Below are 24346 nucleotides of genomic sequence, written 5' to 3'. Positions count from 1 at the left end.
CAGGCTCCTGACTGCGGCGCAGGATCCGCCCGGCGGGGTTCGACGGGACCGAACGGCGCGCGCCGCGGGGTGGGGCGGTAGCGTTGAGGGCATGAATGAAGCGCACGCGGCGGGGCTCACGATCGGCGAGCTCGGAGAGGCCGGCGTGCTCACGCGCGTGCTCGCGCGGCTCGGAGAGGCGGCGGCTGCGACGGTCGGCCCAGGCGACGACGCGGCCGTGCTGACGAGCGCGGGGGACCTCGTCGTCACGAGCGACGCGATGATCGAGGGCCCCGACTTCCGCCTGTCCTGGTCGAGCGGGTACGAGCTCGGCTGGAAGCTCGCAGCGACCAACCTGTCCGACGTCGCGGCCATGGGGGCAATGCCCATCGGGCTGACCGTCATTATCGCGGCCCCCGCGTCGACTCCGGTCGCGCTGCTCGAGGCGATCGCCTCCGGGCTCGACGACGCGTGCCGCGATCTCGCGCCAGGATGCGGCGTCGTCGGGGGCGACCTCTCGAACGCCCCGGTGCTCAGCTGCGCGGTGACGGCGCTTGGCGACCTCGGGGGGCGTCGTCCGGTACTGCGCTCGGGCGCCCGCGCGGGCGACGTGGTGGCGTATGCGGGGGACCTCGGGCTCGCCGGGCGCGGCCTGTCGCTGCTGTTCGAGCGCTGCGGCGATGAACAGGAGGACGACGGGCAGCCCGTCGAGGAGCGCCTTACCCTGCTGCGCGCCGCGCACCCGATCGTGCTCGCGGCGCAGCTCGCCCCCGCTCCGCCGATCGCGGCCGGGGTGCGCGCCGCCGACGGCGGGGCGACCGCGATGATGGACGTCTCGGATTCGCTGAGCCTCGACGCGGCGCGGCTCGGCAAGGCGAGCAGCGTCACGCTCGACTTGGATCCTGCGCTGCTTGCGGCCGGATTTGGCTGGCAACGCGGGGAAGCCGTGTCGGTGGAGGACATGCTCACGGGCGGCGAGGATCACGGCATGCTCGCGACGTTCCCGGCCGGGGCCCCGCTGCCCGAGGGCTTTGCGCCCATCGGTCGCGCGGTCGCGCGCGGGGCCACCCTGCTGCTGGGCGGCGAGGCCTCCGAGCCCCGCGGTTGGGACCCGTACCGCTCGGGGCGCTGATCTCTGCGAAAGCGTGCTAGTAATTTGATACAAAATGTTCTAGCCTGACGGTACATTCTTCGACGGGGAGGAACCGCATGCCTGACTTCACATTCAGCGAATTGTTGTGGTTCTATCTGGGTCAACCATGGGTCTTCGCCCTGCTGGCATTTGTACTGTGTTGCGTTGTGCTGGTTCTACGTATGAGACGTGGCTCTCGGGGCCCCGCCTTGGAACTTGATACTGCCGTTCCGCTAGTCCTGCGATGGACGGCGTGCGCGCTGCTCGTTCTGTGGGCGTTTCGAGCCACGCTGCCCTGGGTCTCGAGCGTTTTTTGGGGTGCCGGGCTCGCGCTTCGATGGGTATTCCCACCGTTCAGTGAGCTGATTTTGCTCGTGTTGCCGTCAGTGATTGCGATGGTCGGACTGATGTGCTTTGAATACTCTCAGCGAAAGCAAATCTCATTGAAAGAAGAACCCGGTTTCGTCGCTGAGAGGCGCTACTGGCACACGTATTTGGGGCAAGCGCCCATTGCAGCGGCTACCAGTCTGCTGGGCGCCCTGGCTGTGCTCGCGATCTGGGCCGGGGTGGGCTCAACGAAGGATCCTGAGGGATGGTTCATCGGAACGCCAGTGGCCGGGAACGACCGGGTAACCGGTTCTGCTCCAACCTTTGGCTGGACCTACGGTGTTCCGAGCTTCACCTTCGCGGTACTCCTGGTCGTCATCGGGATCATTGTTCTACGCCGACGGGCGCTCGCGCCTTTTCCTGCGGCAATGGCTCAGTCAGACCAAGTTTGGCAGCGGCGTGTGAACGCCGCTGGAGTATCACAACTGATTATCTCGGTGCTCGGCCTCGTGCTGGGCTCCGCCTTCGCCATCATCGGGTTTGGTGCACGCTCGGAACTGTCGTACGAGATTCCATCGTCGGGGGAGAGTGGGACATGGGGAACCTCGTTCGCTGCATTCAGCGACCCGGCGCTGGCAATCTGGCTCATCCTGACGGTCTGTTCGTTGGCGCTGCTGCTCTTGCTCGTTGTTACTGGACGGCCGCTGGGGTTCGGTCGCATTGCGAGCGGCAGAGCGGCAGCTAGCCAAGGTGTTCCCTCGGAGCGCAGCAATGTCTGACTCCTCCGACCCTGCGGGCACCGCCGCGGACATTGCCGCCCACTTTCGCGGCGCGATCGCCTCCGGCCTCCTCGCAGACGGCGAGCGGCTGCCGTCCGTCCGTCAGGTCGCGGCAGACATGAGCGTTGCGCTCGGCACCGCAGCGCGAGCGTTTCGTATTCTGGAGGCCGACGGCCTCATCGTGTCACGGATTGGCTCGGGCACTCGAGTGGCCCCTGGGGTCGCGGTGCTGCCGCTCGAGGTCATGCGGCGTCTTCGGGCGCTTGTCGAGTCGGCCCAGCTCGCCGCGGTGGATCAGGAGCAACTGCACGCGGTGCTCGCGACAGTGTGGCGGCAGAGTGGTCTGGCGGATCCTGCCATGCACGAGGAGCGTAGCTAACCCACCAACCGCAGCGCCGTCCAGAGCTCGGCGCGCACGTCGGGGTCGTCGAGATCACGCTGCAGCAGACCGGCCGCGGTCTGTACCCGTGTGCGCAGCGTGTGGCGATGCACACCGAGCTCAGTCGCGGCAGGGCTCGTCTGCCCGTGGTGGCGCAGCCAGATCTCGAGGCTCTCGGCGATGCGGTCGCCGTGCCGGGCGTCGTGCGTGCGGATCGGCGCCAGCAGGGCTTTCGCGCGCGTTGCTGCTTCGGGCTGCCGGTCGAGCAGGCCGAGCACGCTCGAGGCCATCGAAGTCCGAAACTCGACGGGACCTTGGCCCGAGGCGTCTGCGATGTCGTAGGCGAGGCGAGCCTGGGCGATGGCCTCGGCGAGCGCGTCGACCGATGCGCGGCCCGAGACGCCGGCGGATACTCCGCGCGCTGCGAGGTGCTCGGTGACTGGGCGCAGCAGACGCTGTTCGATCACGAGGGTCGGCGCGCCGTCAAAGCGGGCGAGCAGCGCGCCCGGGCGGCTCGCGGTGAGCGATCGAAGGTCCTCGATCACGGGGCTGCCGTCGGGCTCGTTCGGGTCGAGCACCAGCACGCGTACCGGGTCACTGGGCAGCGAGGGGAGTGAGTGCTCTGCGACGCGCTCGGCGAGCGGCCGCTGCTCCTCGACGAGCAGGCGCAGCACGGCGGCGCGCAGCTCGGTATCGGCGGTCGCGATCCCGCTGCGGTACTCGAGCGAAAGCGTCGCGAGCGCGGCGACGAGGCTGACGGCGGTCTGCTCGGCATGGTCGAGGGCCGCGGACCCGCCGACGACAAGGACGCCGCGTAGTTTTCCGCCGCGGCCGAGCGTCTGCAGCTGCGCCCCGGCGTCCCCGTCGGCGAGCACGCGGCCCGAGCGCACCCCGCGATCGACGAGCGTCGCAGACTCCCGCCGGATCCACTCGGCGCCGGCCTCCGAGCGCGCCGTCTTGGGGGAGACCTGGGCAACGCGTCCGGTGCGGTCGGTGATGGCGACCCATCGTCCGAGCCGGGCGGCGAGCTCGCGCACGACGGCCGAGATGCCGTCCGCGTGGAGCGCCGCGCCCGCGATGGCGCGCTGGGCCTCGAGGCTCCAGGTGTCTCGCGCGTGTGTCTCGGCGTCGAGCAGTCGCGCCGCGGTCTGAATGATCGCGAGAAACGGCGTCTGGTACGGCACGCGGAAGAGGGGGAGCCCGAGCGCCTCGCACGCGGCGACGATGGTCCCGGGGGTGCGCACCCAGCGCACCTCGGCCGCGAAGCCGAGGGCGCAGACGCCGGCGTCGATCAGCTGTTCGACGTACTCGGTGGCCGAGGTCGCCGACGGTTCCTGCGCGAACTGCGCGCCCGTCGTGAGCAGGACGGTGCGCGGGGTGAGGAAGGGCGTGGGATCGGAAAGGTCTGAGCTGTGCACCCACTGCACGGGACGTTCGGCGGTGTCTTCGGCGTGTCCTGCGATGAGCACGAGACCGAGCGGAAACTGGCGCAGCAGCGCGCCGAGTGGGATCGTCGCATGCGGGATCGCGGCCGGTGGAGCGGCGGCGGCCGAGGCCAGGTCACTGCGTGCCACGAGTACTCCGATCAGGGGTGGACTGGGTCCGATGAGCAATTTGCCACTGTGGACAATTCTTCCCCAAGTATTCACCACGTTGTCGTGCGTGCGGTGTGCGTCTCGGACGTATTCTGGGGTCAGCCACTTTCTCGGCACGCATCCGCGATTTCAAGGAGGAACCGTTATGTCTAACGTCACCATTCAGGGTGGACCCGCTCTGGCGCAGGAGCGCAAGCTCGTCACCAGCATCCCCGGCCCGAAGTCGCAGGAACTGCTTGCCCGCAAGAACTCCGCCGTCGCCGCAGGCGTCGGCGTCGCGCTCCCCATCTTCACCGTTGCTGCCGGCAACGGCGTCATGCTTGACGCCGACGGTAACTCGCTGATCGACCTCGGCTCGGGCATCGCCGTGACCGGTGTTGGCAACTCGTCGCCCCGCGTCGTCAAGGCTGTCCAGGAGCAGGTCGAGCTCTTCACGCACACCTGCTTCACCGTGACCCCCTACGAGGGCTACGTCGCCGTCGCCGAGAAGCTCAACGCGCTCACCCCCGGTGACCACGAGAAGCGCTCCGCTCTCTTCAACTCGGGCGCCGAGGCCGTTGAGAACGCGATCAAGATCGCTCGCCACGCCACGGGCCGCGACGCAGTCGTCGTGTTCGATCACGCGTACCACGGCCGCACCAACCTCACCATGGGCATGACCGCGAAGAACATGCCTTACAAGGACGGCTTTGGCCCGTTCGCCCCCGAGGTCTACCGCGCTCCCACGTCTTACCCCTTCCGTGACGGCCTCACCGGCCCGGAGGCCGCAGAGGTCGCGATCCTGCAGATCGAGAAGCAGGTCGGCGGCAAGAACGTCGCTGCGATCATCATCGAGCCCATCCAGGGCGAGGGCGGTTTCATCGAGCCCGCACTCGGCTTCCTCCCCGCGATCCAGGAGTGGGCGACCGCCAACGGCGTCGTCTTCATCCTCGACGAGGTCCAGACCGGCTTCGCGCGCACCGGCCAGATGTTCGCTGCGAACCTCGAGGGCGTCGTCCCCGACCTCATCACGACCGCCAAGGGCATCGCCGGCGGCCTCCCGCTGTCGGCCGTGACCGGCCGCGCCGAGATCATGGACACCGCACACGCAGGCGGCCTCGGCGGCACCTACGCTGGTAGCCCCATCGCCTGCGCTGCTGCGCTCGCGACGATCGAGACGTACGAAGAGGACGGGCTCGTCGAGCGCGCCGCCCACATTGGCACCCTCATCTCGGACTTCTTCACGAAGCTCCAGGCGACCGATGACCGCATCGGCGAGGTCCGTGGCCGTGGCGCCATGGCCGCACTCGAGCTCGTCGAGTCGGGCTCGAAGAAGCCCGCAGCGGCGCTCACCAGCGCGATCGCCAAGGCTGCAGGCGAGCAGGGCGTCATCGTCCTGACCTGCGGTACCTACGGCAACGTGATCCGCTTCCTCCCCGCACTCACCATCTCGGACGAGCTGCTGCTCGAGGGCCTCCAGGTCGTCGCAGACGCGCTGGCCGCGAACTAGTCCCGATTACCGAAAAGGACATCGAATTATGGCACTGAAGACCCACGAGCAGGATCTGCTCGACCGCGTTCAGACCGGCCTCGGCATCGGCGGCACCTGGCAGCCCTCTTCGTCGGGGGCCACCCTCGACGTGCAGGATCCTGCCACCGGCGAGACCATCAAGACGATCGCCGACGCGACCGTTGAGGACGCCGTGCGCGCCCTCGACGCCGCCGTCGCTGCCCAGGATTCGTGGGCTGCGACGTCGAGCCGCGCGCGCTCGAACATCCTGCGCCGCGCCTTCGACCTCCTCATGGAGCGCAAGGAAGAGTTCGCCCTGCTGATGAGTATGGAGATGGGCAAGCCCATCGCCGAGGCTCGCGGCGAGGTCGTCTACGGCGGCGAATTCCTGCGCTGGTTCTCGGAGGAAGCCGTCCGCGTTCGCGGCGATTTCCGCCAGAACCCCGAGGGCACCGGCAACATGATCGTCACCCACCTCCCCGTGGGCCCGACGTACTTCATCACGCCGTGGAACTTCCCCCTCGCGATGGCGACCCGCAAGATCGCTCCGGCACTCGCTGCCGGGTGCACCGTCGTCATCAAGCCCGCAGCGCTCACCCCGCTGACCACCATCTTCTTCGTGCAGTTGCTCGAAGAGGCTGGCCTCCCCGCCGGCGTGGTCAACGTGGTCCCGACCTCCAAGTCGAGCGCACAGTCGAGCGCGATCCTGTCGGACACGCGCCTGCGCAAGCTCAGCTTCACGGGCTCGACCCCCGTGGGTGTCAAGCTGCTCGAGGCCGCGGCACAGAACGTGCTGCGCACCTCGATGGAGCTCGGCGGCAACGCGCCGTTCGTCGTGTTCGAGGACGCCGACCTGGACCGCGCGGTCGAGGGCGTCATGCTCGCGAAGTTCCGCAACATCGGCCAGGCCTGCACCGCGGCCAACCGCATCATCGTGCACGAGTCAGTCGCTGACGAGTTCGCTCGTCGCGTCGGCGAGCGCGTCGCGAAGTTCACGATCGGCCGCGGCGCCGAGGAGGGCAACGACATCGGCGCCCTCGTCGACGCGAAGGCTGTCGCGAACACGGCTCGCCTGGTTGCGGACGCCGTCGACATGGGTGCAAACATCGTCACCGGTGGCGAGGCAATCGACGGGCCGGGTCACTTCTTCCAGCCCACCGTCGTCGACAACCTCAGCCCGCAGGCGGCGATCATGCGCGAGGAGATCTTCGGACCGCTCCTCGGCATCATCCGCTTCTCGACCGAGGAAGAGGCGGTCGAGATTGCCAACAACACCGAGTACGGCCTGATCAGCTATGTCTTCACGGAGAACATCCACCGTGGACACCGCATGATCGAGAAGCTCGAGACCGGCATGATGGGCCTGAACACCGGCCTCGTCTCGAACGCTGCGGCTCCCTTCGGTGGCCTGAAGCAGTCGGGCCTCGGCCGCGAGGGCGGCTTCGAGGGCATCCAGGAGTTCCTCTCCTCGAAGTACACCCTGTTGCCGCGGAGCTAGTCTCTCGCAGCGTCACGCCCGGGGCGTCGCCTCACCGGTTTCCGGTGGGTCGGCGCCCTTCGGCGTTCCTAGAGCGGGTCAGTTCGGTGGCAGCTGGTCGTCCTGGTGCGCTGGCGGCCCGGTGGCCTCGTGCCCTGGCGGCCGGCCAGGATCCTGCCTTCGGGTAAATCGAGGGTTCACACAATGCGGGTATTGGCGCCCTCACACCCGGAGTTTGTGAACCCTCGATCATTCGAGCTACTGGCCGCAGGCCCCCGTCGACCTTGCCCACCCGTCGACCTTGCGCAAAGGGCTGCTTCCCGCGACCTGAATCAGCACATCGCGCAAGGTCGGCGGGGAGGGGCAGGGAGGGGCAGGGGCGGGCAGGGCGGGGCAGCGCGCCGCGGCAGAAATAGCGCAACGCGATGCGTTGCTACTCAGCTATCCGCCTGTCGGCGGCAGAGCTGGCGCGAAGCGATGCTTCGCTACTCAGCCAGCTCTGCCCACCACAGCAGGGTTTCGCCGTAGGACTTCTTGCGCACGAGCGCCAGGCCGTCCGGCCAGGTCGGCTCGGGGCTGCGCGACGAGCGCTCCACGAGCACCATCGCATCCTCCGCCAGCTGCGGAATGAGTGATTTCAGGTTTGCCGTGAGCTCTGCCTCACCCAATTCATAGGGCGGGTCTATCAGGGCGACGTCGAAGTTCCCGGTGCCGGGGCGATCGAGGTACGTCTGCACCGAGGCCTTTTCGACCCGGATCACCGGAGCTGCGCCGCCCGAGAACGCCTTCGTTATGATGCGCGCGTTGCGCTCGGCGACCTGCGCCGCCTGGGGGTGCTTCTCGACCAGGGTGACCGCGGCGGCCCCGCGGCTCGCGGCCTCAAGCCCGAGTGCGCCCGATCCGGCGTACAAGTCGAGCACGTTCGCGCCGTCGACCAGGCCCCACGACTCGAGCGCCGAGAAGATGGCCTCGCGCACCCGGTCACTCGTGGGACGGGTGCCCGCCTTGGGCACCTCCAAGCGAAGTGAACCGGCTGCCCCGGAGATGATGCGCGTCATACGTTCGAGGGTACCGGTCGTCGGGCGGCTGCGGCGCGGAGGACGCCCGCAGGGCGCCGTCGGTGGCCCTCGGTAGGCTTGACGCGTGGACAGCACGGACAGCCTTGACTTTGAGACGAGCCTGTCGCGCGCCCTCGGCCCAAAGACCGCGAAGGCGTTCGAGTCGGCGTTCAGCTACGAGACCGTGGGAGACCTGCTCTGGCACCTGCCCCGCCGCATCGCACGCCGGGGCGACCTGACCCCGCTTTCGGGCCTGCCTCAGGGCGAGCACGCCACCGTCGTCGCCCAGGTGCTCGACGTCCGCGAGCGCAAGATGCAGTCGCGGCGCGGCGGCGTCCTCGAGGTCCGCATTACGGACGGCACCGGCATCATGTCCCTCACCTTTTTCAACCAGGGCTGGCGCGCGAACGAGCTCGTCGCCGGCAAGCGCGGGGTGTTCGCAGGCAAGGTCGGCGAGTACCGCGGCATGCAGCAGCTCACCCACCCCGAGTACGAACTGTTCGAGGATGACGACGTGCCCGAGGGCGTTGACGCCGACGCGCTCGCGAGCATCCGGGCGAAGGACTGGGCCGATACCCTCGTGCCCATCTACCCGGCGACATCGAAGCTGCCGAGCTGGACGATCCAGAAGAGCATCCAGATGATCCTCGACGTGCTCGAGCCCGTGTCAGATCCCGTGCCGCGCGACGTACTTCGCGACGAGGGCGTCTGCAAAATGGACCAGGCGATCCGCTGGGCGCACCAGCCGTCGACCATGGGCGAGTGGAAGCAGGCTCTTGAGAGCCTGCGCTTCCGAGAGGCCCTGCACCTACAGCTGGCATTGCTCGATCGCCGCCGCCGCGATGCCGCCCTGCCGACGAGCCCGTGGCCGCGCGTCGGGGGAGGCCTCCGCGACGCGTTCGACGCCACGATCCCGTTTACTCTGACCGGTGATCAGGTCGAGGTGGGTGAGACCCTCGAGCGCGAGCTGGCCTCCGAGGTTCCGATGCACCGCCTGCTCCAGGGCGAGGTCGGTTCGGGGAAGACGCTCGTAGCGCTCCGGGCCATGCTGCAGGTGGCCGACGGCGGTGGCCAATCGGCGCTCTTGGCCCCGACCGAGGTGCTCGCCACGCAGCACTTCCGTTCGATCCGAGATCTGCTGGGTGACGAGCTCGGCGCGAAGGTGCGCCCGGTGCTGCTCACCGGGCAGATGCCACTCGCTGAGCGAAAGAAGGCCCTGCTGTCGGCCGCCGTGGGGGAGGCCCTGATCATCGTCGGGACCCATGCGCTCATGAGCGACAAGACCGGCTTCCACGATCTCGGCTTCGTCGTCGTCGACGAGCAGCACCGCTTCGGCGTCGAACAGCGCGACACGCTGCGACGCAAAGGAAAGACGCCGCCGCACCTGCTCGTGATGACAGCGACCCCCATCCCGCGCACCGTCGCGCTCACCGCGTTCGGCGACCTCGAGGTGTCCACCATCCGCGAACTGCCGCCCGGCCGCCAGGGCATCGTCACGCACGCCGTCAGCCTCACCGACCATCCCGCTTGGGGAGACCGGGCCTGGGAGCGCGCGGCAGAAGAGGTGCGCTCGGGCCGGCAGGTCTACGTCGTCTGCCCATCGATCGAACCGGCGGAGGTCGCGGTCGAAAGCGAGCTCTCTGCGAGCGACCCCGCAGGATCCGCACCGCCCCGTGTGCTCCAGAGCGTGCTGGCGACCGTCGCCGAGCTGCGGGCCCGGCCCTCGCTCGCGGGGGTCCGCATTGAGGCCCTCACCGGCGCGATGCCCGGCCCCGAGAAGGAGGCCGTGATGATGGCCTTCGCCGCGGGCGAGATCGGCGTGCTGGTCGCCACCACGGTGATCGAGGTGGGTGTGAACGTGCCAAACGCGACGCTCATGATCGTCCGCGACGCCGACCGCTTCGGCATCTCCCAATTGCACCAGCTGCGTGGGCGTGTGGGGCGGGGTCAGCACCCGGGGCTCTGCCTGCTGCTCAGCCCGGCTGAAGAAGGCAGCGTCGCGCGTGAGCGAGTCGATGCGGTGGCAGCGACCACCGATGGCTTTGACCTCGCCGAGGTCGACCTGCAGCTGCGCCGCGAGGGCGACATCCTCGGCGTCGCGCAATCGGGCGGGCGTTCATCGCTGAGGCTGCTCCGCGTGGCCGAGCACGGCGACCTCATCGCGCACTCCCGAGAGGTTGCGGGCGCGCTGCTCGACGTCGATCCTGACCTGCAGCACGCGCCGGGGCTTCGCGAGATCATCGAGCAAGGAAATCGCTCGGGCGTCCTCGAAAACCTCGGCAAGTCCTAGCACCCCGGCCCAGCCCGTCTCGTCCTCAAGGACTGCTCTGACGGTGAGAACCCGGTACTCAGGGGTGATGCTCCCGGCACCAGGGGCCGACGCGCGTACCTCCGGGTCTTTCCTACTGTGAGGTGAACGCTGAAACTCGGCGTTTTGCGACACGAAGGAGACACCTTGATCGAGGCACGCGGCCTGAGCAAGAGTTACGGTGCAACGCACGCAGTCGACAACATCAGCTTCTCGGTTCAGCCCGGTCAGGTCACGGGCTTCCTCGGACCGAACGGGGCGGGGAAGTCGACGAGCATGCGACTCATGGTGGGGCTCGACCGCCCGACCTCGGGGACGGTGACGATCGGCGGGAAGTTCTATTCCGATCTCGCGGCCCCCCTCGCCACAGTTGGCGCCCTGCTTGACGCGAAGGGTGTGCACCCGGGCCGCAGCGCTCGCAGCCACCTGCGTGCGCTTGCAGCAACCCATGGCATCGACGACCGCCGCGTGGACGCGGTGCTCGCGCAGACGGGCCTGACAGACGTTGCGAACAAGCGCGTCGGCGGGTTCTCGCTCGGCATGGGTCAGCGCCTCGGCATCGCCGCAGCGTTGCTGGGGGACCCGCAGGTCCTCATCCTCGACGAGCCGGTGAACGGACTTGACCCCGACGGCGTGCTCTGGGTGCGTCAGCTCCTGCGGCACCTGGCGAGCGAGGGCCGCACGGTCCTGCTTTCGAGCCACCTGATGAGCGAGATGGCGCAGACAGCCGATCACGTGATCGTGCTCGGACGCGGCCGCGTCGTCGCTGACGCGCCGATCGGCGAGTTCGTCGCCCGCGGAGGTGAGCAGATTTCGGTGCGCAGCCCTGAGGCGGCGAAGCTCGCGGCCCTCCTCATGGCGCACCACGCGTCACCCGAGCTGCACATCGAGCCGTTGGGTGACGATCGCTTCACCGCTCGTGGCGTCAGCGCTGCGATTGTTGGTCGCGCTGCTGCGCAGAGTGGCGTCGAGCTGCACGAGCTCAGCACGGCGGTTTCCAGCCTCGAGGACGCCTACCTCGCCCTCACCCGCGACGAGATCGAGTACGCGACGCACGCCGTCGCCTAGCCGATCACCCACCCGAGACGTTCAAAGGACTGCAGACCCATGACCACTTCAATTGTGATTGACACGAACGCGGCGCTCGCCGCCAGCAACCCCGGATCCGGATCCAGTAGCGCGACCGGCCGCACCAAGCCCCCCGCTTCCCGGGTGAACGCCCGGCAGACGTTCGGCGGCGTCGTACGCTCAGAGCGGATCAAGTTCAGCTCGCTGCGCAGCATCCGCATCACCCTGGCACTCACGGTGTTGTCTGGCCTCGGCCTCAGTGGCCTGATCGCGTTCATCCTCGCCGAAAACCCGCCGAGTTCGGGCGCCCTCTCCGTGGTTGACCTCCAGAACCACCTGCTCATGACCGCGGCATTCCCCGCGCCGTTCCTCGCCCTCGTGTTCGGCGTGCTTGGTGTCTTCGCGATCTCGAGCGAGTACACGAGCGGCATGATCCTGTCGACGCTCGCGGCCGTCCCGCGCCGCGGACGGGTGTTCGCCGCGAAGACCCTCGTGCTGGTGATGATCGGGGGACTCACCTCGCTCGTGCTCGTTGCCGGTGGGCTCGCGCTGGCAATCGCGATGGAACCGGCGTCGTTCGCGCAGCTCACCTCCGTCCCGGTCATCACGGGTGCGCTGGGAACCGTCGCCTACCTGCTCTGCATCGCGTTGTTTGCGTTCGGCGTCGCAGGGATCCTGCGCTCGACCGCCGGCGGGATCGCGGTCGTTGCCGGCGTCACCTTTGTGCTGCCGGTCGCCCTCCAGGTGCTCAGCATCTCGGGCTGGGAGTGGGTCGGCACGGTGCTGAACTACACGCCGATGGCGATCGGCAACGTCCTCGCGCAGGGCCTCACCGACGTGACGGCCGAACTGTCTCCGAACTTCTGGCAGTCACTCATCGCGATGGTCGTCTGGGCCGCGGTCACCGTCATTCCGGCGGCGATCCTCTTCAACCGTCGCGACGCGAGGTAGCGAGGCCACAGGCGCAGGATCCTCGCCACGGCGAGAGCGCTTACAACTAGGCTGAAATGATGAGTCCACACGCATCGCTCGAGGCACGCTTGCCGCGCCCGCCGGGGGTCCTCCGGCGGGCGCTCGCCGCGCACCCCCTGGCGCTCGACGTCACGATCGTCGTGTTCTATTTCCTGGGGTGCGCCCTGTTTGGCACGGTCGACCTCTTCAGCGGTTCGACCGCCGGTGCGGCCGGTCCATCTGACGCCCCGCCAGGGACGCCGAGCTATCTCACCTGGCCGCTGCTGCTGGTCACGATCCTGCGCTTTCTGCTCGTCGCGGCCGCGCTGCTGTTCCGCAGGCGGTTCCCGCTGCTGGGACTCATCGCGGTGCTCGTTGCGAGCACCGGTGACCTCACCATCCAAGGCTTCCCCAATGCGGTCGCGCTCTGCTTCCTGCTCTATGCAGTCCCGGTGTACCGGAGCGTGCAGGTGGGCTGGTTCGGGTACGGGCTGGCGGTGGTGGGTTCCGGGATCCAGATGTTGATGCCCGGTGCGGCCGAGTCGCTCGTCTTCGATACCGAATCGGGTGTGGTGAGCAGCGAGCCGGCCACCCTTTCCTCCTTCCTCGGCCCGTTCATCGTGAGCGCGATCTGGATGCTCGCGATCCTGATGCTCGGCATCAACATCGGCAACCGGCGCCGCTACCTGGAGGCCATCATTGGCCGTGCTCACCAGCTCGCCCGGGAGCGCGATCAGCTCGCCCAGCTCGCGGTGGCTGAGGAACGCTCGCGCATCGCCCGGGAGATGCACGACATTGTCGCCCACTCGGTCTCCGTAATGATCGCGCTCTCCGAGGGCGCCGCCCGGGCTGCGACCGTCGCGCCGGAGGCCGCCGCCGACGCGATGCAACGCAGCGCCGAGACTGGGCGCACGGCGCTGGCCGAGATGCGCCGCCTGCTGGGCGCGCTGCACTCGCCGGACGAGACGTCTATTGAGCTCGTTCCGCAGCCGGGAGTGCAGGATCTCGAGACGTTGGTACGCGGATTCACCGACGCGGGCCTGCCGGTCTCGCTGCGCATCGAAGGCGAGGCCGCCGGCGACCGTGGGCAGGAGCTCGCGGTGTATCGCATCGCCCAGGAGGGGCTCACGAATGTGTTGCGCTACGCGGGGACCGGGGCGTGCGCCGAGGTCACGGTGGCGCTGTTGCAGGACCTCACCGTGGTCGAGGTGCGCGATCACGGCCGCGCCCACGGGGACGCGGACACCGTGTCGGGGGTGGGATCGGGCCGCGGGCTCGCGGGCCTCGCCGAGCGCGTGCGCATGTTCGGGGGCACGATCGAGTCCGGTCCCGTTCCGGCGCACGAGGGGAGCGGGTGGCGGGTACGGGCCGTGCTGCCCGTCAACGCCGACGCCCGCGAAACCGGGCGACTTGCCAGGAACACGCTTCCAACGATTGACGATGAGGGACAACGCAATGACTGAGCCCACTATTCGGGTCATGCTAGTGGACGACCAAGAGCTGCTGCGCACCGGGTTCCGCCTCATCCTGCTCTCCGAGCCGGGTATCGAGGTCGTGGCCGAGGCCGCGGATGGCGCCGAGGCGCTCGCTGCCATGGAACGCCTCGCGGGCGCGGGCGGCTGTGACGTCGTGCTCATGGACGTCCGCATGCCCGGCATGAACGGCATCGAGGCAACTGCGGCGTTCGCTGAGCGGTTCCCGGACACACGCGTGCTCGTGCTCACCACGTTCGACCTCGACGAGTACGCCACCGGGGCGATCCAGGCGGGGGCCAGCGGGTTCCTCCTCAAGGACGCGCGGCCGTCCGAGCTCACCGACGCGATTCGCCGGGTCGCTGCGGGCGACGCGGCCATGGCTCCCTCCGTCACGCGGCGGCTCATGGAACAGCTGCGTGCGACGGGCGCGGTCGCCGGTGTGGCGGGTCCTGGGGCCTCGCCGGTGCGAGGCTTCGCGGCCGTTCCGGCGGTAGCCCAGGCAGCGCCGGTGGCCGCCGGAGTCCCCGAGGTGCTCTCCGTGCTGACCGAGCGCGAACTCGACGTGTTGCGCCTGATCGCGGACGGCAAGAACAACGCTGAGATCAGCGCCGAACTGTTTCTCTCCGAGTCGACGGTGAAGACCCACGTCGGGCGAGTGCTCGCCAAGCTGCACCTGCGCGACCGGGTGCACGCGGTCATCCTGGCAAAGCAGCACGGGCTGTAACTCGGGTAAGTTCCAGCGCGCGTATGCGCCAAGGCAATATGCTCGACCTATGAGCAAAGTTGCAGTCGTCCCGGGTTCATTCGATCCGGTGACACTTGGCCATCTTGACGTGATCCGTCGCGCAGCCACCATCTTCGATGAGGTGCACGTGTTGGTGGTGCATAACCCCGGCAAGAGTGCGATGCTGCCGATCGCCGAGCGTGTGAACCTGATTCAGCGCTCCCTCGAAGACGATCCGACGATGCCAAAGAACGTCACCGTGGCGTCATGGTCGATGGGCCTGCTGGTCGACTACTGCCTCGAGGTCGGCGCTTCGGTGCTCGTCAAGGGCATTCGCTCGCAGATCGACGTCGCCTACGAAACGCCGATGGTGCTGATGAACCGCAGCCTCGCGAACATCGAGACGGTGTTCCTGCTTCCGGATCCTGCCCACGCGCACGTTTCGAGCTCGCTCGTGCGCCAGGTGGCGGAGTTGGGCGGCGACGTGAGCCCATACGTCCCCGAGCGCGTTGCGCGCTTCCTCGACACCACGCGGCCGGCCTGAACCGCATGAGTCGCCAGCGGGAAGCTCGGGTCGCGGTCTACTTCGACTTCGACAACATCGTCATCACCCGCTACGACCAAGTGCATGGCGCCCTGGCGTTCCGGCGCGAGATTCGTGACGGCAAGCTCAAAGAAGCTGAGGCAACCGCGCGGCTGAAGGCCGCCCGGGTGAGCGTCGAGGCGATCCTCGACTATGCCGCGACGTTTGGCCCCATCGGACTGAGCCGGGCATACGCCGACTGGTCAGTGCCGTTCAGCGTCGGGTATCGCGATCAGCTCGTGTCGCGGGGTATCGAGCTCGTGCAGTTGTTCCCGCTGAGCGTTCGGCTCAAGAACGGCGCCGACATTCGCCTCGCGGTCGACGCGATGGAAGACATGTTTCGCCTGCAGGACATCACGCACGTCGTGATCGTGGCCGGCGACTCTGACTACGTTGCGCTCGTGCAGAAGGCGAAGCAGCTTGGTCGATATGTGGTCGGCATCGGCGTCACGGGTGGCACGAGCCGCTCGTTGATTGGCTCGTGCGACGAGTACTCGGACTACGCTGCCCTGCTGGGTGACGAGGACGAGGACGACGTCGACGAGATCGAGTTCGAGGCCCCCGCCGAAGTCGTGCCCGCTGGGCGGACGAGGCGCAAGCCAGCGGCCAAGGCCGAGACCGAGGTCGAGGCAGAAGCTGAGGCCCCCGTCGCGACGTCGACACCCTCGCGCCGGCCGGGCCCCCTGCTCCGTAAGGCGATGCTGCTGCTGAACACCAAAAATGATAAAGAATGGCAGGCAGCCAGCGAGGTCAAGAACCAGATGCTGCGCATGGACCCCTCCTTCCAGGAGCGTGCGCTCGGCTTTGCGACCTTCACCGACTTCATGCGCTCGCGCGCGAACGTCGTGGAGATCGACGACGATGGGCCGATCCGGGTCCGCCTGCGTGCGCCTTCGGCTTCCGCCTAGCTGAGTCGGGTACGCTGGACCGGTGAAGCAATCGGTATATAGGGAGAACGTGCTCGACCTCAGTCGTCGTGCCGGCGAGATGCGGGAGCGCGAACGCGAGTTCGAGGTCCCGGAGCAGCTGGGCGAGGCCGTGGCGATCGTTCCCGCGGGCGAGCGTATGGCGCTGAAGATCCGTCTGGAGTCGGTGCACGAGGGCATTCTTGCCACCGTGGAAATCTCGACCAAGGTCCATTCCGAGTGCGTTCGTTGCCTTCGGAAGATGACCGCGGCGCTCCGAGTCGATTTTCAGGAGCTTTTCGCATACACTCGTACGGAGGCCGATGAGTATGAGGTTCACGGCGACCACGTGGATCTTGAACCTCCGCTCAGAGACGCGGTAGTGCTTGCACTGCCGTTCCAGCCCGTTTGCAGCCCGGATTGTCCGGGTCTTGATCCCGAATCAGGTGAGCTGCTCGCGGTTGGAGAAACGGCAGCATCGCACGTGGGGACTGATCCTCGCTGGGCGGCGCTTGCTGAGTTCACAGGCCAAAAAGACCGTGGTGAGGGCGTATCGTCCGAGCCGGAAAGCAAGTAGGAAAGAGAGAACCATGGCTGTTCCCAAGCGGAGGACCTCGCGCGCTAACACCCACCACCGCCGCTCGCAGTGGAAGGCCGATAACCCGGCACTGGTGAAGACGGTTGTTGACGGCAAGACCGTCTACAGCCTGCCGCACCGTGCACGCGTGGTCGAGGACGCTGCGGGCACCCCGCTGTTCCTCGAGTACAAGGGCCGCAAGGTCGCAGACGCTTAATTCGATGTCAGGGAACGACCAGTCGCTCCCGGCCTCGAATCGTCAGAAGCCGTCGGGCGCGCAAAATCGCGCGACCGGCGGCTTTTTGGCGTCCTTCGGGGTGTCGGTTGAGCCGGACCTGCTGAAGCAGGCGCTGACGCACCGCTCGTGGGCGTACGAGCACGGGGGAGCCCCGCACAACGAACGCCTCGAGTTTCTCGGCGACTCAATTTTGGGTCAGGCTGTCACGGTCAAGCTCTACACCGACTTTCCAGAGGTCAGCGAGGGCGAGCTCAGCCGCTATCGTGCGGCCCTCGTCTCGAGCATTGCGCTGGCCGAGGTCGCTCGCGGCATCGGTGTCGGGCCGGAGCTGCGGCTGGGCCGCGGTGAGCAGCTGACCGGCGGTCGCGAGAAGGATTCGATCCTGGCCGACGCCGTCGAGGCACTCATCGGCGCGGTCTACCTCTCGACTGACCCGGCCACCGCCGCGCAGTTCGTGCGGGACTTGATCGGACCGCTGCTCGACGACCCCGAACGGCTCACCGTTTCGCTCGATCCGAAGACGGGGTTGCAAGAAACCGCTGCTGCACTCGGCTTGCCGAACCCCGCGTACACCGTGGTGGGCGAGGGGCCGGATCACGGCCGCACGTTTACCGCCACGGTTAAGCTTGACGGCGTCACTGGAACCGGTGTCGGCACGAGCAAGAAGGCGGCGGAGCTCGCCGCCGCCCGCGAGGCCGTGCTGGGGCTGCGCGATCGCGGCCGCGGCCGTACTCAGCGCTAGACATGCCCGAACTTCCCGAGGTCGAGGTGGTGCGCGCTGGGCTTGCCCCGGCCGTCACCGGTGCCAGGGTCGTCGCAGCGCAGGTGCTCGACGCGCGAGCGCTGAAGCGCCACGTGCCGCTTGCGGGTGACGACGGGCTCGGGGGTCACGGTGTAACGCTCAGTGCGGACGCTGCTTCCTTGCGCGTCGCCGACTTCGAGCGTCGGGTGACCGGGCTCACGCTCCAGGCCCCGCTGAGGCGTGGCAAGTTCATGTGGATCCCTGTCCTGGGCGGCTCTGGCGAGGGTGAACAGGCGCTGCTTGCCCACCTCGGGATGAGCGGGCAGATGCTGTTGCGCTCGAACGACGCCGCGGACGATCGTCACGTGCGCATTCGGCTGTGGATTGAGCACCCCGAGCACGGCGAGCTGCGCCTAGACTTCGCTGACCAGCGGCTGTTTGGCTCGCTGGCGCTCGAGGGGCTGGTCGTTGACGGGGCAGGATCCGTGCCGGCGCAGGCCGCGCATATCGCTCGTGACCCGCTCGACCCGTTCTTCGATGACGCCGCGTTCGTGGCGGCCCTGCGGTCTCGGTCGCGCGCCGTGAAGCAGCTGATCCTCGACCAGTCGCTCGTGAGCGGCGTCGGAAACATCTACGCGGATGAGGCCCTCTGGCGCGCGCGCCTGCACCCCGAGTCCGCCGGTTCGTCGCTGAGCGAGCGGAAGGCCGTCGAGCTGCTCTCACACCTGCGCGAGGTGTTCTCGAAGGCGCTCGCGGAGGGCGGCACGAGCTTCGACGAGCAATACGTGAACGTGAATGGGCAGGCGGGGTATTTTTCCCACTCCCTGAATTCCTATGGGCGCACCGGCGAGCCGTGCAATCGCTGCGGCACGGCGATCAAACGCATTCCGTTTGCTGGTAGGTCGTCCCATTTCTGTCCGAGGTGCCAACGCTTGGCCCGTTAGTACTATTTTGCCCAGATCAAGCCACTATTCCAACCTGAGCCTCAGGTAGCTCCACATGTCTCCTACGAGCTCTGGGCTCCAGGTTTCCCGGGCTGCGTGACGCTCGCTGAATGGAGGGTCTTGCGCGTGTGACCACGATGTAGCTGGGGGAGAGCACGCCGCGATCGGCGCACCACTGACGCCGCTGCCGGCCCAGGGTCTTCGCTGCTGCGATGCTTGTCGTCTTCATGCCCATGACACTATTCCGGCGTCGGAGCCCGAGCGTAACTGAGCCTCTGAGAGCCCGACAGAGCGTGTGCTACGGTTATTTTGCCTCGATCGCATACTGGATTCTCACTCCTGAGAACACCACCCAGCGGACGTGATCGATTGGCGTGATCGGCGCAGGTGAGTCGATCCGGAGCAGGCTCGGCCAGGGACTGTTCTGAGAAGAGAAGTGGCAGGCCGCACTGGGGTAACCCGCGGCATATACCGAGGGGTCTCCGCGCCTCTCGGTGAAGCAGAGCGGACTAGAACGTATATCCGCTCGCAGACCACCAACCTTCAAGGAGACAACATGGCCATCACTTCCTCGACCCTGACGACTCGCGATGACGAGACTCGGAACAGGAAGGCTACCGGCCCCGCTGGATACGGCGCTCTCGCACCAGCGGACGCGGCCCGCTATCTCGGTGTCGGATACTCGACGCTCAAGAAGTGGCGCAGCGAGGGGACAGGCCCTCGCTATGCAAAGATCGGCGGCTGTATCCTCTACCGGCCGCGCGACCTAGAAGCTTTCCTCGAAGCGCAGCTAGTGTCCTAGACGTCTGCCTTCGAAACGTTCATGAGCGCACTTTCCGCTCGGTCAGCACCAGTCGTGATCGCGACAGTCGAGGGCGGGAGGCGGATCACTTCTGAGATGCGCGAAGAGTAGTTCTCAACGAACCGCAGAGATAGCGATTTCCGGAGGGACTTCCTCGCGGTCGAGCCCCGTGATCACGGCAAGATGTAACCGGCGCGCAGCAGCAAACAGTTGACGTACGTCAGGGACCACATGTTTGTGTAGAGCAGCTCGCTGGCTGATTCAGCGCATGCGCTCTGTAAGCTGGTCGAAGAACTCGGCGAGCATCTGTTCTGCGTCCGGTTTCATATGTTCCGCCCCGCCGAATCTGTACACCTCGTATCCCGTTAGTCTCAGTCGGCGGTCCTCGGCGACCGTCTCGCTATAAAGCGCGGGACTTGCGATGTCGGGTCTGCTGCTATCGATATCCTTGAGTCATGCGTAAGGGGTCAGGTTTTACAAGTCAGCAGTGGCTCAACGGGTTACTTCCCGAGGTCGACTCCGCGCGCAGCGTCCTCGCATCCGCTGATCGACTGCTGCGGCAAGACGGAGCCCTCGAGCGTGATCTCGATGCTGTCCTTGCGACTTACTCGATAGGCGTCGAACGGCTGATGAAGCTCGCACTTGGAACCGCAGCCGTCTCCAAAGGAGAAGGTTGGCCGAAGAAGATTGGCTTCACCCGCGATGGCTGGGGCCATGCCTTAGACGAGATGGATGAGCGGCTACGCGCCGAGCTTCGCGCGGCAATCGAGTCTGGCGATTTGGAGCGGAAACAGATGCTGCGCATTTGGATTTGCACGCTCGACAACGACCCTGTCTGGGCAGCGGTGGTTCGAACGCTGAGGAACTACGCAGACACTGGCCGATACCACCATCTTGACCAAGTTTCCGGCAGAGAGGTTAGCTCGCGGTCATCGAGAGCGATGTGGGACGAGGCAGAGCGGGCGGCAATCGCTAGCTCACCTTCTCTATCTGCCCACCACCAGCGAACGATAGAAGGTGCTGACTTCGCGCCATTCGAACGAGAGTTGCGTGCTGAAGTTGCTGACTCGATCAAACGATGGGTTTCTATTGTCTGCTTGTTCGGCTTCCACGGCGTACTCGGTCAAGACTGGCGTGTGATCGGGGCTTCTGTCCTCCCCGATGACGCGTTGCCGATCCGAGCACTGCCGATTTGTGAGGCTCAAGAGCGACGGTCTGCACGAGATACCTCAGGGCACGACTGTGCTACCAGGTGAGTTCGAAGACGATGCGCCCGATATCGTCGAAGGGCAGCTGTTCCGGGTCCTATCCAATATCGATGGTTCAGTCCTACTTGAGTTGCGCAACGGCAACACGGCCCGCGCCAACGGCTCGGGACTAGCTGATTTACAGCCCGGAGACGTCTTCCTACTCGCCGACGGTCGAGTGGAGCGGCTTGCTGCTGAATCATGGCCGGCTGGCGATCGCACTGGAACCGTTGTATGGGCTGGAAACACCGATATTGTCGTGAAGTCAGCTGGCTCCACTTTTAACTTCCGACAGCGAGCCGACAGTCCCTTCGTCAAGGGACAAACGGTTCGACTCGGGCCAGATGGCCAGCCAGTGGCCGTAATTGCAGACGAACCCATTGACGACCTCAGCCTTCTCCGCGACGACGATTTCGACCCGGATTCCCTTGTTGTCCGTAAGGAAGACAACATCACGTCTCTGGAGGATTTTGGCGGCAGCATATTGCTTGTCCGCCGTGCCCTCGATCTCGCTACCGTGGCTCTTTCGTCCGACGACCCATTGCGGACAATGGGAGTTAATCCCATCAAGGGCATACTCTTCAGCGGGCCCTCCGGCACGGGGAAAACGTTTCTTGCTCGAGGCCTTGCCGCGAAGCTTGATGCTTCTTTCTACAACGTCGGCGGGCCCGTGATCGTAGACAAGTTTGTTGGACAGACGGAGCGTCGACTCCGCGAGATCTTCGAGCATGCACAAGCTAACGGCCCGGCGATTCTTTTCTTTGATGAGATCGATAGCTTGTACACGCAACGGGGTGAACAGAATCACGAGGCAACCAACCGGCTCGTTGGGCAGTTCCTGTCTCTTCTCGATGGCTTTGTGGCGTACGACCGAGTACTTATTATTGCGACGACAAACCTTCCGGGAGCACTCGATGACGCGCTCTTGCGGCCTGGACGGTTGGGACACAAGCTCGTCTTCTCCTTGCCGTCTGAGGAGGACCGGGTTCAGATTCTCTCGGCGTCGAGTCGCAAGGTGCTTTTCCGAGAGAGGCCAGACTTGTCAGCACTGGCCCAGCCTACGCAAGGCTGGACAGCGGCCGACCTCGCTGCGATCTGGACCGAGGCCGGTCTCGCTGCGACTCTCGACCATAGGAAATCCATCGCCTGGGAAGACATCCTCATTGGCGTTGAGGCGGTTGACCGCGACCGCAAGACTCACCTGAAGGCAGAATGATGGCTATCTGGAACCGCAAGCGCAATGAACCCCGCGACCGCCACCGTGAGTTCATTTATCTGGATGAAGTGAGTGTCGTCAGCCTTCTTGCTGGCCTTCAAGGTGAGATCAAGGAGGCTGTCACCGACACGCTGTCACGGACGGAAGACCACAGCTTGGGGGGAAAGCTAAGTGCGCCGAAGGCCGGTGCCAGCGTGGAATCACGCCTTGGGACATCGCGGACCTCGACCAATGAAGTTGTCCGGCGTGCAGTCATTCAAAGCACGTTCCGTGATCTCTGGCGACGCGACGTCGGAGTTCTCCTGCACAACATCTCGGGGATCAAGCGTAGGTCGCGCAAACCGATCCACTCATATCGCGATCTTGAAAACGCACTCCCGCGATTGAAGAAGGCAAAACTGGCCGTCCCACTGAGTGACATCCGTCGCGGCGACATCGTGGAGATGGACGTCGAGGTTGAAGCCGATCAGTTCTTCAAGATCATCACGATTGGTACTACGATCCTCGATCTCATGAACGGTCGAGAGGACCTGTTTGGCATCTCGGATGGGGACGTTCGAGAGGTCGCTCCGATGATCGAGGTGCTCAGGGAACTCCTCGTCGGGCTCGTCCCTATGCGGGGCCTAGCTACAAGTCACAGCGTGGTCGAGATTGCCGGTGAACAAGTCGCAATCGCAACAGAACTTCTCGGCCACGAAGTACGAGGAGCCGCAAGACCACTCGAACTGGTTGGCTTTGCAGAGTCCGACTCCTTCTGGCGGGACCTCCGCCGGACGTTGTTCTCTGGGTCCACCTTCACCGTTTATGCCCGGGCGGAAGGACCTATTCTTACCTCGCCTTGGTCCCCTATCAAGATCGCGGACCTTCTAGAATCCATATCACCTGATCTTCGTAACCAGGTAGTACTACCACTACAACAGCTTGACCTTGGCAACACCCAACCGTTCAAAACTCCCGAGGCAAAGGCCACCGCTCAATTTCAACTTGAGAGCTTCGCCGTTGCTCTCCAAACAGCCATGGGCACAACGTCAGACGCCACTTTGGTCAAAGAAGCCGTCGCAACTGCCGTCCCGGTACTGGTTTCCGCGAGGACCATTGAGGAGCGGCGTCGTGCCTTTGAGCCCGTCGTTCAGGCTGTCGCGGGCGAGGACGCCGACCGTGAATTGCTGTTGACAACCCGATCTGAGTGGATCGATCGTCTCCCCGAATCCGTGCAGAACCCCTCTTCTGCTCCTCGTGAGCGACTCAAATCTGAGGTGTCACCGCTTCAACTCGAAGTCGGGTTTGTCGCGCTGTACTGGTGACTTACCAACCAGCAGTGTTCCGATGCCTCCGATAACGTTGCGCATTCGGCCTCGCGCCCAACGGCGTAGCCGTCTACTTGGGTCGGCAACGTATTCTTCAAGGAGTACATGCTCATGAAGGCCGGCCCGATGTGCTCAGGCCCCTTCCGAGCATCGGCCCAGAGCGCTCCAGCGGCACCGTGCACGGCCACGTCTTCTTCGTCCACGACGTGATCCGTTTCGTGGAGCGCACCTAACACAGCGACCCGAGGCTCCTTAGTCTTCGGAGGAGACCATGCGGCCCGGGTCGTAGACGACGCGCTCAGGCCGGCTCAGCAGCGCGACGTCGATGACCGTCATCGCCGGGAGCGGAACGACGCCGGTCTGGATGGTATCAAGTCGCTTGTAGGGTGCCATCCAGAAGACGCAGTCCGCACCGGACTGCAGGATCGCGTCCACGAAGACGGAGTCGTTGAACCACACGTGCAGCCTGCCTGCGCCTGGTCGCCCGAACGCGCCCAGGCCCTCAAAGTACGAGGTGGACTCGTCGAAGACGATGAAGCCCAGGTCGTGCCCCTGGCGTTCGGCCCGGTAGATCTCCGCGTTCCGAGCGTGCTGGCTCACTGTGCTTGTGAAGTGCTGGACGTATGCCTGGTAGCTATGGTCCCGCCCTGCAGGGAGGCCGCTGTCGGCCAAGGCCAGGACTCTGACGTCGGGTGGCACGTCGAGACCCGCCGCTTCGATCTCTCGGAGCAGCGCGGCCTCCCGGGCGCGAGTCTTGTCTTTCTTGCCCGAACCCGCATGGTCGTCGACCCGCATTGCTTCCAGCAAGAGCGAGGCTCCGTTGTCCTCGAAGTCCGGCCGCTCGCGCTTGTCGAAGCCTCCTGCACGGAGCGCCGAGAGGAACCGATGGGCCAGTGTGCTCTCCGCTGGATAGAAGCACACGTCCGCGTCGTCGATGTCGGCAGCATGATCGACGATGTCCTGCTCATCGTCGTACTCGCGCTTCATGCGGGCATTCCTCCTTGCCTCGACGCCCGAAGGGGCATCCCCGCGGCACACGATATG

General features: G+C 66.0%; 23 protein-coding genes. 20 read left to right on the top strand and 3 right to left on the bottom strand.

The features are described 5' to 3' along the window. Positions 1-91: 91 nt before the first annotated feature. The 3 genes from thiL (at position 92) to KOE53_RS09670 (ending at position 2596) form a co-directional block, all read left to right on the top strand. Entirely contained in the window at positions 92-1111 is a 1020-nt protein-coding gene (gene thiL, locus KOE53_RS09680) for a thiamine-phosphate kinase (protein WP_188058321.1), read from the top strand. 77 nt (positions 1112-1188) lie between these two features. Beyond that, positions 1189-2217 (top strand): hypothetical protein, encoded by a 1029-nt coding sequence (locus KOE53_RS09675; protein ID WP_188058320.1) that lies wholly within the window; start codon positions 1189-1191, stop codon positions 2215-2217. Beyond that, positions 2210-2596, top strand: a complete 387-nt coding sequence (locus tag KOE53_RS09670) for a GntR family transcriptional regulator (protein WP_188058319.1) — start codon at positions 2210-2212, stop codon at positions 2594-2596. The genes KOE53_RS09675 and KOE53_RS09670 overlap by 8 nt, the downstream gene beginning before the upstream one ends. On the opposite strand, the gene KOE53_RS09665 is transcribed toward KOE53_RS09670, so the two are convergent. Beyond that, entirely contained in the window at positions 2593-4170 is a 1578-nt protein-coding gene (locus KOE53_RS09665) for a PucR family transcriptional regulator (RefSeq protein WP_353055629.1), read from the bottom strand. The two genes, KOE53_RS09670 and KOE53_RS09665, sit on opposite strands and share 4 nt — an antisense overlap. Positions 4171-4336: 166 nt before the next feature. Here KOE53_RS09665 and gabT point away from each other — a divergent pair, with 166 nt between their 5' ends. Next, positions 4337-5680: a 4-aminobutyrate--2-oxoglutarate transaminase gene (gene gabT / locus KOE53_RS09660; protein ID WP_188058318.1), complete on the top strand. Its 1344-nt coding sequence runs from the start codon at positions 4337-4339 to the stop codon at positions 5678-5680. A 28-nt stretch (positions 5681-5708) separates the two neighbouring features. Then, complete coding sequence (locus KOE53_RS09655) at positions 5709-7178, top strand: NAD-dependent succinate-semialdehyde dehydrogenase (protein ID WP_188044489.1); 1470 nt, start codon at positions 5709-5711, stop codon at positions 7176-7178. A gap of 464 nt (positions 7179-7642) precedes the next feature. Here the strand turns inward: KOE53_RS09655 and rsmD are convergent, their stop codons facing one another. Beyond that, positions 7643-8215: a 16S rRNA (guanine(966)-N(2))-methyltransferase RsmD gene (gene rsmD, locus KOE53_RS09650; RefSeq protein WP_188058317.1), complete on the bottom strand. Its 573-nt coding sequence runs from the start codon at positions 8213-8215 to the stop codon at positions 7643-7645. 85 nt (positions 8216-8300) lie between these two features. Between rsmD and KOE53_RS09645 the strand changes: the two genes are divergently transcribed. The 15 genes from KOE53_RS09645 to KOE53_RS09575 all read left to right on the top strand — a co-directional run bounded on the left by KOE53_RS09645 (position 8301) and on the right by KOE53_RS09575 (position 23299). Then, positions 8301-10505 (top strand): ATP-dependent DNA helicase RecG, encoded by a 2205-nt coding sequence (locus tag KOE53_RS09645; protein WP_188058316.1) that lies wholly within the window; start codon positions 8301-8303, stop codon positions 10503-10505. 165 nt (positions 10506-10670) lie between these two features. After that, positions 10671-11591, top strand: coding sequence for an ABC transporter ATP-binding protein (locus KOE53_RS09640; protein ID WP_188058315.1), 921 nt, complete (start codon positions 10671-10673; stop codon positions 11589-11591). 39 nt (positions 11592-11630) lie between these two features. Continuing rightward, positions 11631-12542 carry a DUF2705 family protein gene (locus tag KOE53_RS09635; RefSeq protein ID WP_188058314.1) on the top strand — a complete coding sequence of 304 codons (912 nt, stop codon included), beginning with the start codon at positions 11631-11633 and terminating at the stop codon, positions 12540-12542. Between the two features lie 59 nt (positions 12543-12601). After that, positions 12602-14005 (top strand): sensor histidine kinase, encoded by a 1404-nt coding sequence (locus tag KOE53_RS09630; RefSeq protein WP_251364283.1) that lies wholly within the window; start codon positions 12602-12604, stop codon positions 14003-14005. Continuing rightward, on the top strand, positions 13998-14741 hold the full coding sequence (locus tag KOE53_RS09625; protein WP_188058312.1) for a response regulator: 744 nt from the start codon (positions 13998-14000) through the stop codon (positions 14739-14741). The genes KOE53_RS09630 and KOE53_RS09625 overlap by 8 nt, the downstream gene beginning before the upstream one ends. Positions 14742-14790: 49 nt before the next feature. After that, positions 14791-15285 carry a pantetheine-phosphate adenylyltransferase gene (gene coaD, locus KOE53_RS09620; protein WP_188044483.1) on the top strand — a complete coding sequence of 165 codons (495 nt, stop codon included), beginning with the start codon at positions 14791-14793 and terminating at the stop codon, positions 15283-15285. Positions 15286-15290: 5 nt separating this feature from the next. Beyond that, positions 15291-16232, top strand: coding sequence for an NYN domain-containing protein (locus KOE53_RS09615; protein ID WP_188044482.1), 942 nt, complete (start codon positions 15291-15293; stop codon positions 16230-16232). 22 nt (positions 16233-16254) lie between these two features. Then, positions 16255-16806 (top strand): YceD family protein, encoded by a 552-nt coding sequence (locus KOE53_RS09610; RefSeq protein ID WP_353055628.1) that lies wholly within the window; start codon positions 16255-16257, stop codon positions 16804-16806. A 13-nt stretch (positions 16807-16819) separates the two neighbouring features. Next, positions 16820-17023 carry a 50S ribosomal protein L32 gene (gene rpmF / locus KOE53_RS09605; protein ID WP_188044481.1) on the top strand — a complete coding sequence of 68 codons (204 nt, stop codon included), beginning with the start codon at positions 16820-16822 and terminating at the stop codon, positions 17021-17023. A gap of 4 nt (positions 17024-17027) precedes the next feature. Next, positions 17028-17786 carry a ribonuclease III gene (gene rnc / locus KOE53_RS09600; RefSeq protein ID WP_188058311.1) on the top strand — a complete coding sequence of 253 codons (759 nt, stop codon included), beginning with the start codon at positions 17028-17030 and terminating at the stop codon, positions 17784-17786. Between the two features lie 2 nt (positions 17787-17788). Then, positions 17789-18730 carry a bifunctional DNA-formamidopyrimidine glycosylase/DNA-(apurinic or apyrimidinic site) lyase gene (gene mutM / locus KOE53_RS09595; protein WP_188058310.1) on the top strand — a complete coding sequence of 314 codons (942 nt, stop codon included), beginning with the start codon at positions 17789-17791 and terminating at the stop codon, positions 18728-18730. A gap of 556 nt (positions 18731-19286) precedes the next feature. After that, positions 19287-19532: a helix-turn-helix domain-containing protein gene (locus KOE53_RS09590; protein ID WP_188058309.1), complete on the top strand. Its 246-nt coding sequence runs from the start codon at positions 19287-19289 to the stop codon at positions 19530-19532. A gap of 455 nt (positions 19533-19987) precedes the next feature. Then, positions 19988-20788, top strand: coding sequence for a hypothetical protein (locus tag KOE53_RS09585; RefSeq protein WP_188058308.1), 801 nt, complete (start codon positions 19988-19990; stop codon positions 20786-20788). Continuing rightward, positions 20775-21995 carry an ATP-binding protein gene (locus KOE53_RS13860; protein ID WP_188058307.1) on the top strand — a complete coding sequence of 407 codons (1221 nt, stop codon included), beginning with the start codon at positions 20775-20777 and terminating at the stop codon, positions 21993-21995. The genes KOE53_RS09585 and KOE53_RS13860 overlap by 14 nt, the downstream gene beginning before the upstream one ends. Further along, on the top strand, positions 21995-23299 hold the full coding sequence (locus KOE53_RS09575; protein WP_188058306.1) for a DUF6414 family protein: 1305 nt from the start codon (positions 21995-21997) through the stop codon (positions 23297-23299). Before KOE53_RS13860 ends, KOE53_RS09575 begins: the two co-directional genes overlap by 1 nt. A 255-nt stretch (positions 23300-23554) precedes the next feature. Here KOE53_RS09575 and KOE53_RS09570 read toward each other — a convergent pair whose 3' ends face one another. Beyond that, complete coding sequence (locus KOE53_RS09570; protein WP_188058305.1) at positions 23555-24289, bottom strand: hypothetical protein; 735 nt, start codon at positions 24287-24289, stop codon at positions 23555-23557. Positions 24290-24346 lie beyond the last annotated feature (57 nt).

Source organism: Leucobacter sp. CX87 (assembly GCF_018682295.1).
In the GTDB taxonomy this organism is placed as follows: Bacteria; Actinomycetota; Actinomycetes; order Actinomycetales; family Microbacteriaceae; genus Cx-87.
This window is presented reverse-complemented; position numbering and strand designations above follow the sequence as displayed.

Coding starts and splice junctions, on each gene's coding strand:
- KOE53_RS09675 (WP_188058320.1), top strand. CDS start 1,189: ATGCCTGACTTCACATTCAGCGAATTGTTGTGGTTCTATCTGGGTCAA.
- KOE53_RS09570 (WP_188058305.1), bottom strand. CDS start 24,289: ATGAAGCGCGAGTACGACGATGAGCAGGACATCGTCGATCATGCTGCC.
- KOE53_RS09670 (WP_188058319.1), top strand. CDS start 2,210: ATGTCTGACTCCTCCGACCCTGCGGGCACCGCCGCGGACATTGCCGCC.
- KOE53_RS09635 (WP_188058314.1), top strand. CDS start 11,631: ATGACCACTTCAATTGTGATTGACACGAACGCGGCGCTCGCCGCCAGC.
- coaD (WP_188044483.1), top strand. CDS start 14,791: ATGAGCAAAGTTGCAGTCGTCCCGGGTTCATTCGATCCGGTGACACTT.
- gabT (WP_188058318.1), top strand. CDS start 4,337: ATGTCTAACGTCACCATTCAGGGTGGACCCGCTCTGGCGCAGGAGCGC.
- KOE53_RS09625 (WP_188058312.1), top strand. CDS start 13,998: ATGACTGAGCCCACTATTCGGGTCATGCTAGTGGACGACCAAGAGCTG.
- mutM (WP_188058310.1), top strand. CDS start 17,789: ATGCCCGAACTTCCCGAGGTCGAGGTGGTGCGCGCTGGGCTTGCCCCG.
- KOE53_RS09590 (WP_188058309.1), top strand. CDS start 19,287: ATGGCCATCACTTCCTCGACCCTGACGACTCGCGATGACGAGACTCGG.
- rpmF (WP_188044481.1), top strand. CDS start 16,820: ATGGCTGTTCCCAAGCGGAGGACCTCGCGCGCTAACACCCACCACCGC.
- KOE53_RS09615 (WP_188044482.1), top strand. CDS start 15,291: ATGAGTCGCCAGCGGGAAGCTCGGGTCGCGGTCTACTTCGACTTCGAC.
- KOE53_RS09575 (WP_188058306.1), top strand. CDS start 21,995: ATGGCTATCTGGAACCGCAAGCGCAATGAACCCCGCGACCGCCACCGT.
- KOE53_RS09630 (WP_251364283.1), top strand. CDS start 12,602: ATGAGTCCACACGCATCGCTCGAGGCACGCTTGCCGCGCCCGCCGGGG.
- rsmD (WP_188058317.1), bottom strand. CDS start 8,215: ATGACGCGCATCATCTCCGGGGCAGCCGGTTCACTTCGCTTGGAGGTG.
- rnc (WP_188058311.1), top strand. CDS start 17,028: ATGTCAGGGAACGACCAGTCGCTCCCGGCCTCGAATCGTCAGAAGCCG.
- KOE53_RS09585 (WP_188058308.1), top strand. CDS start 19,988: ATGCGTAAGGGGTCAGGTTTTACAAGTCAGCAGTGGCTCAACGGGTTA.
- thiL (WP_188058321.1), top strand. CDS start 92: ATGAATGAAGCGCACGCGGCGGGGCTCACGATCGGCGAGCTCGGAGAG.
- KOE53_RS09655 (WP_188044489.1), top strand. CDS start 5,709: ATGGCACTGAAGACCCACGAGCAGGATCTGCTCGACCGCGTTCAGACC.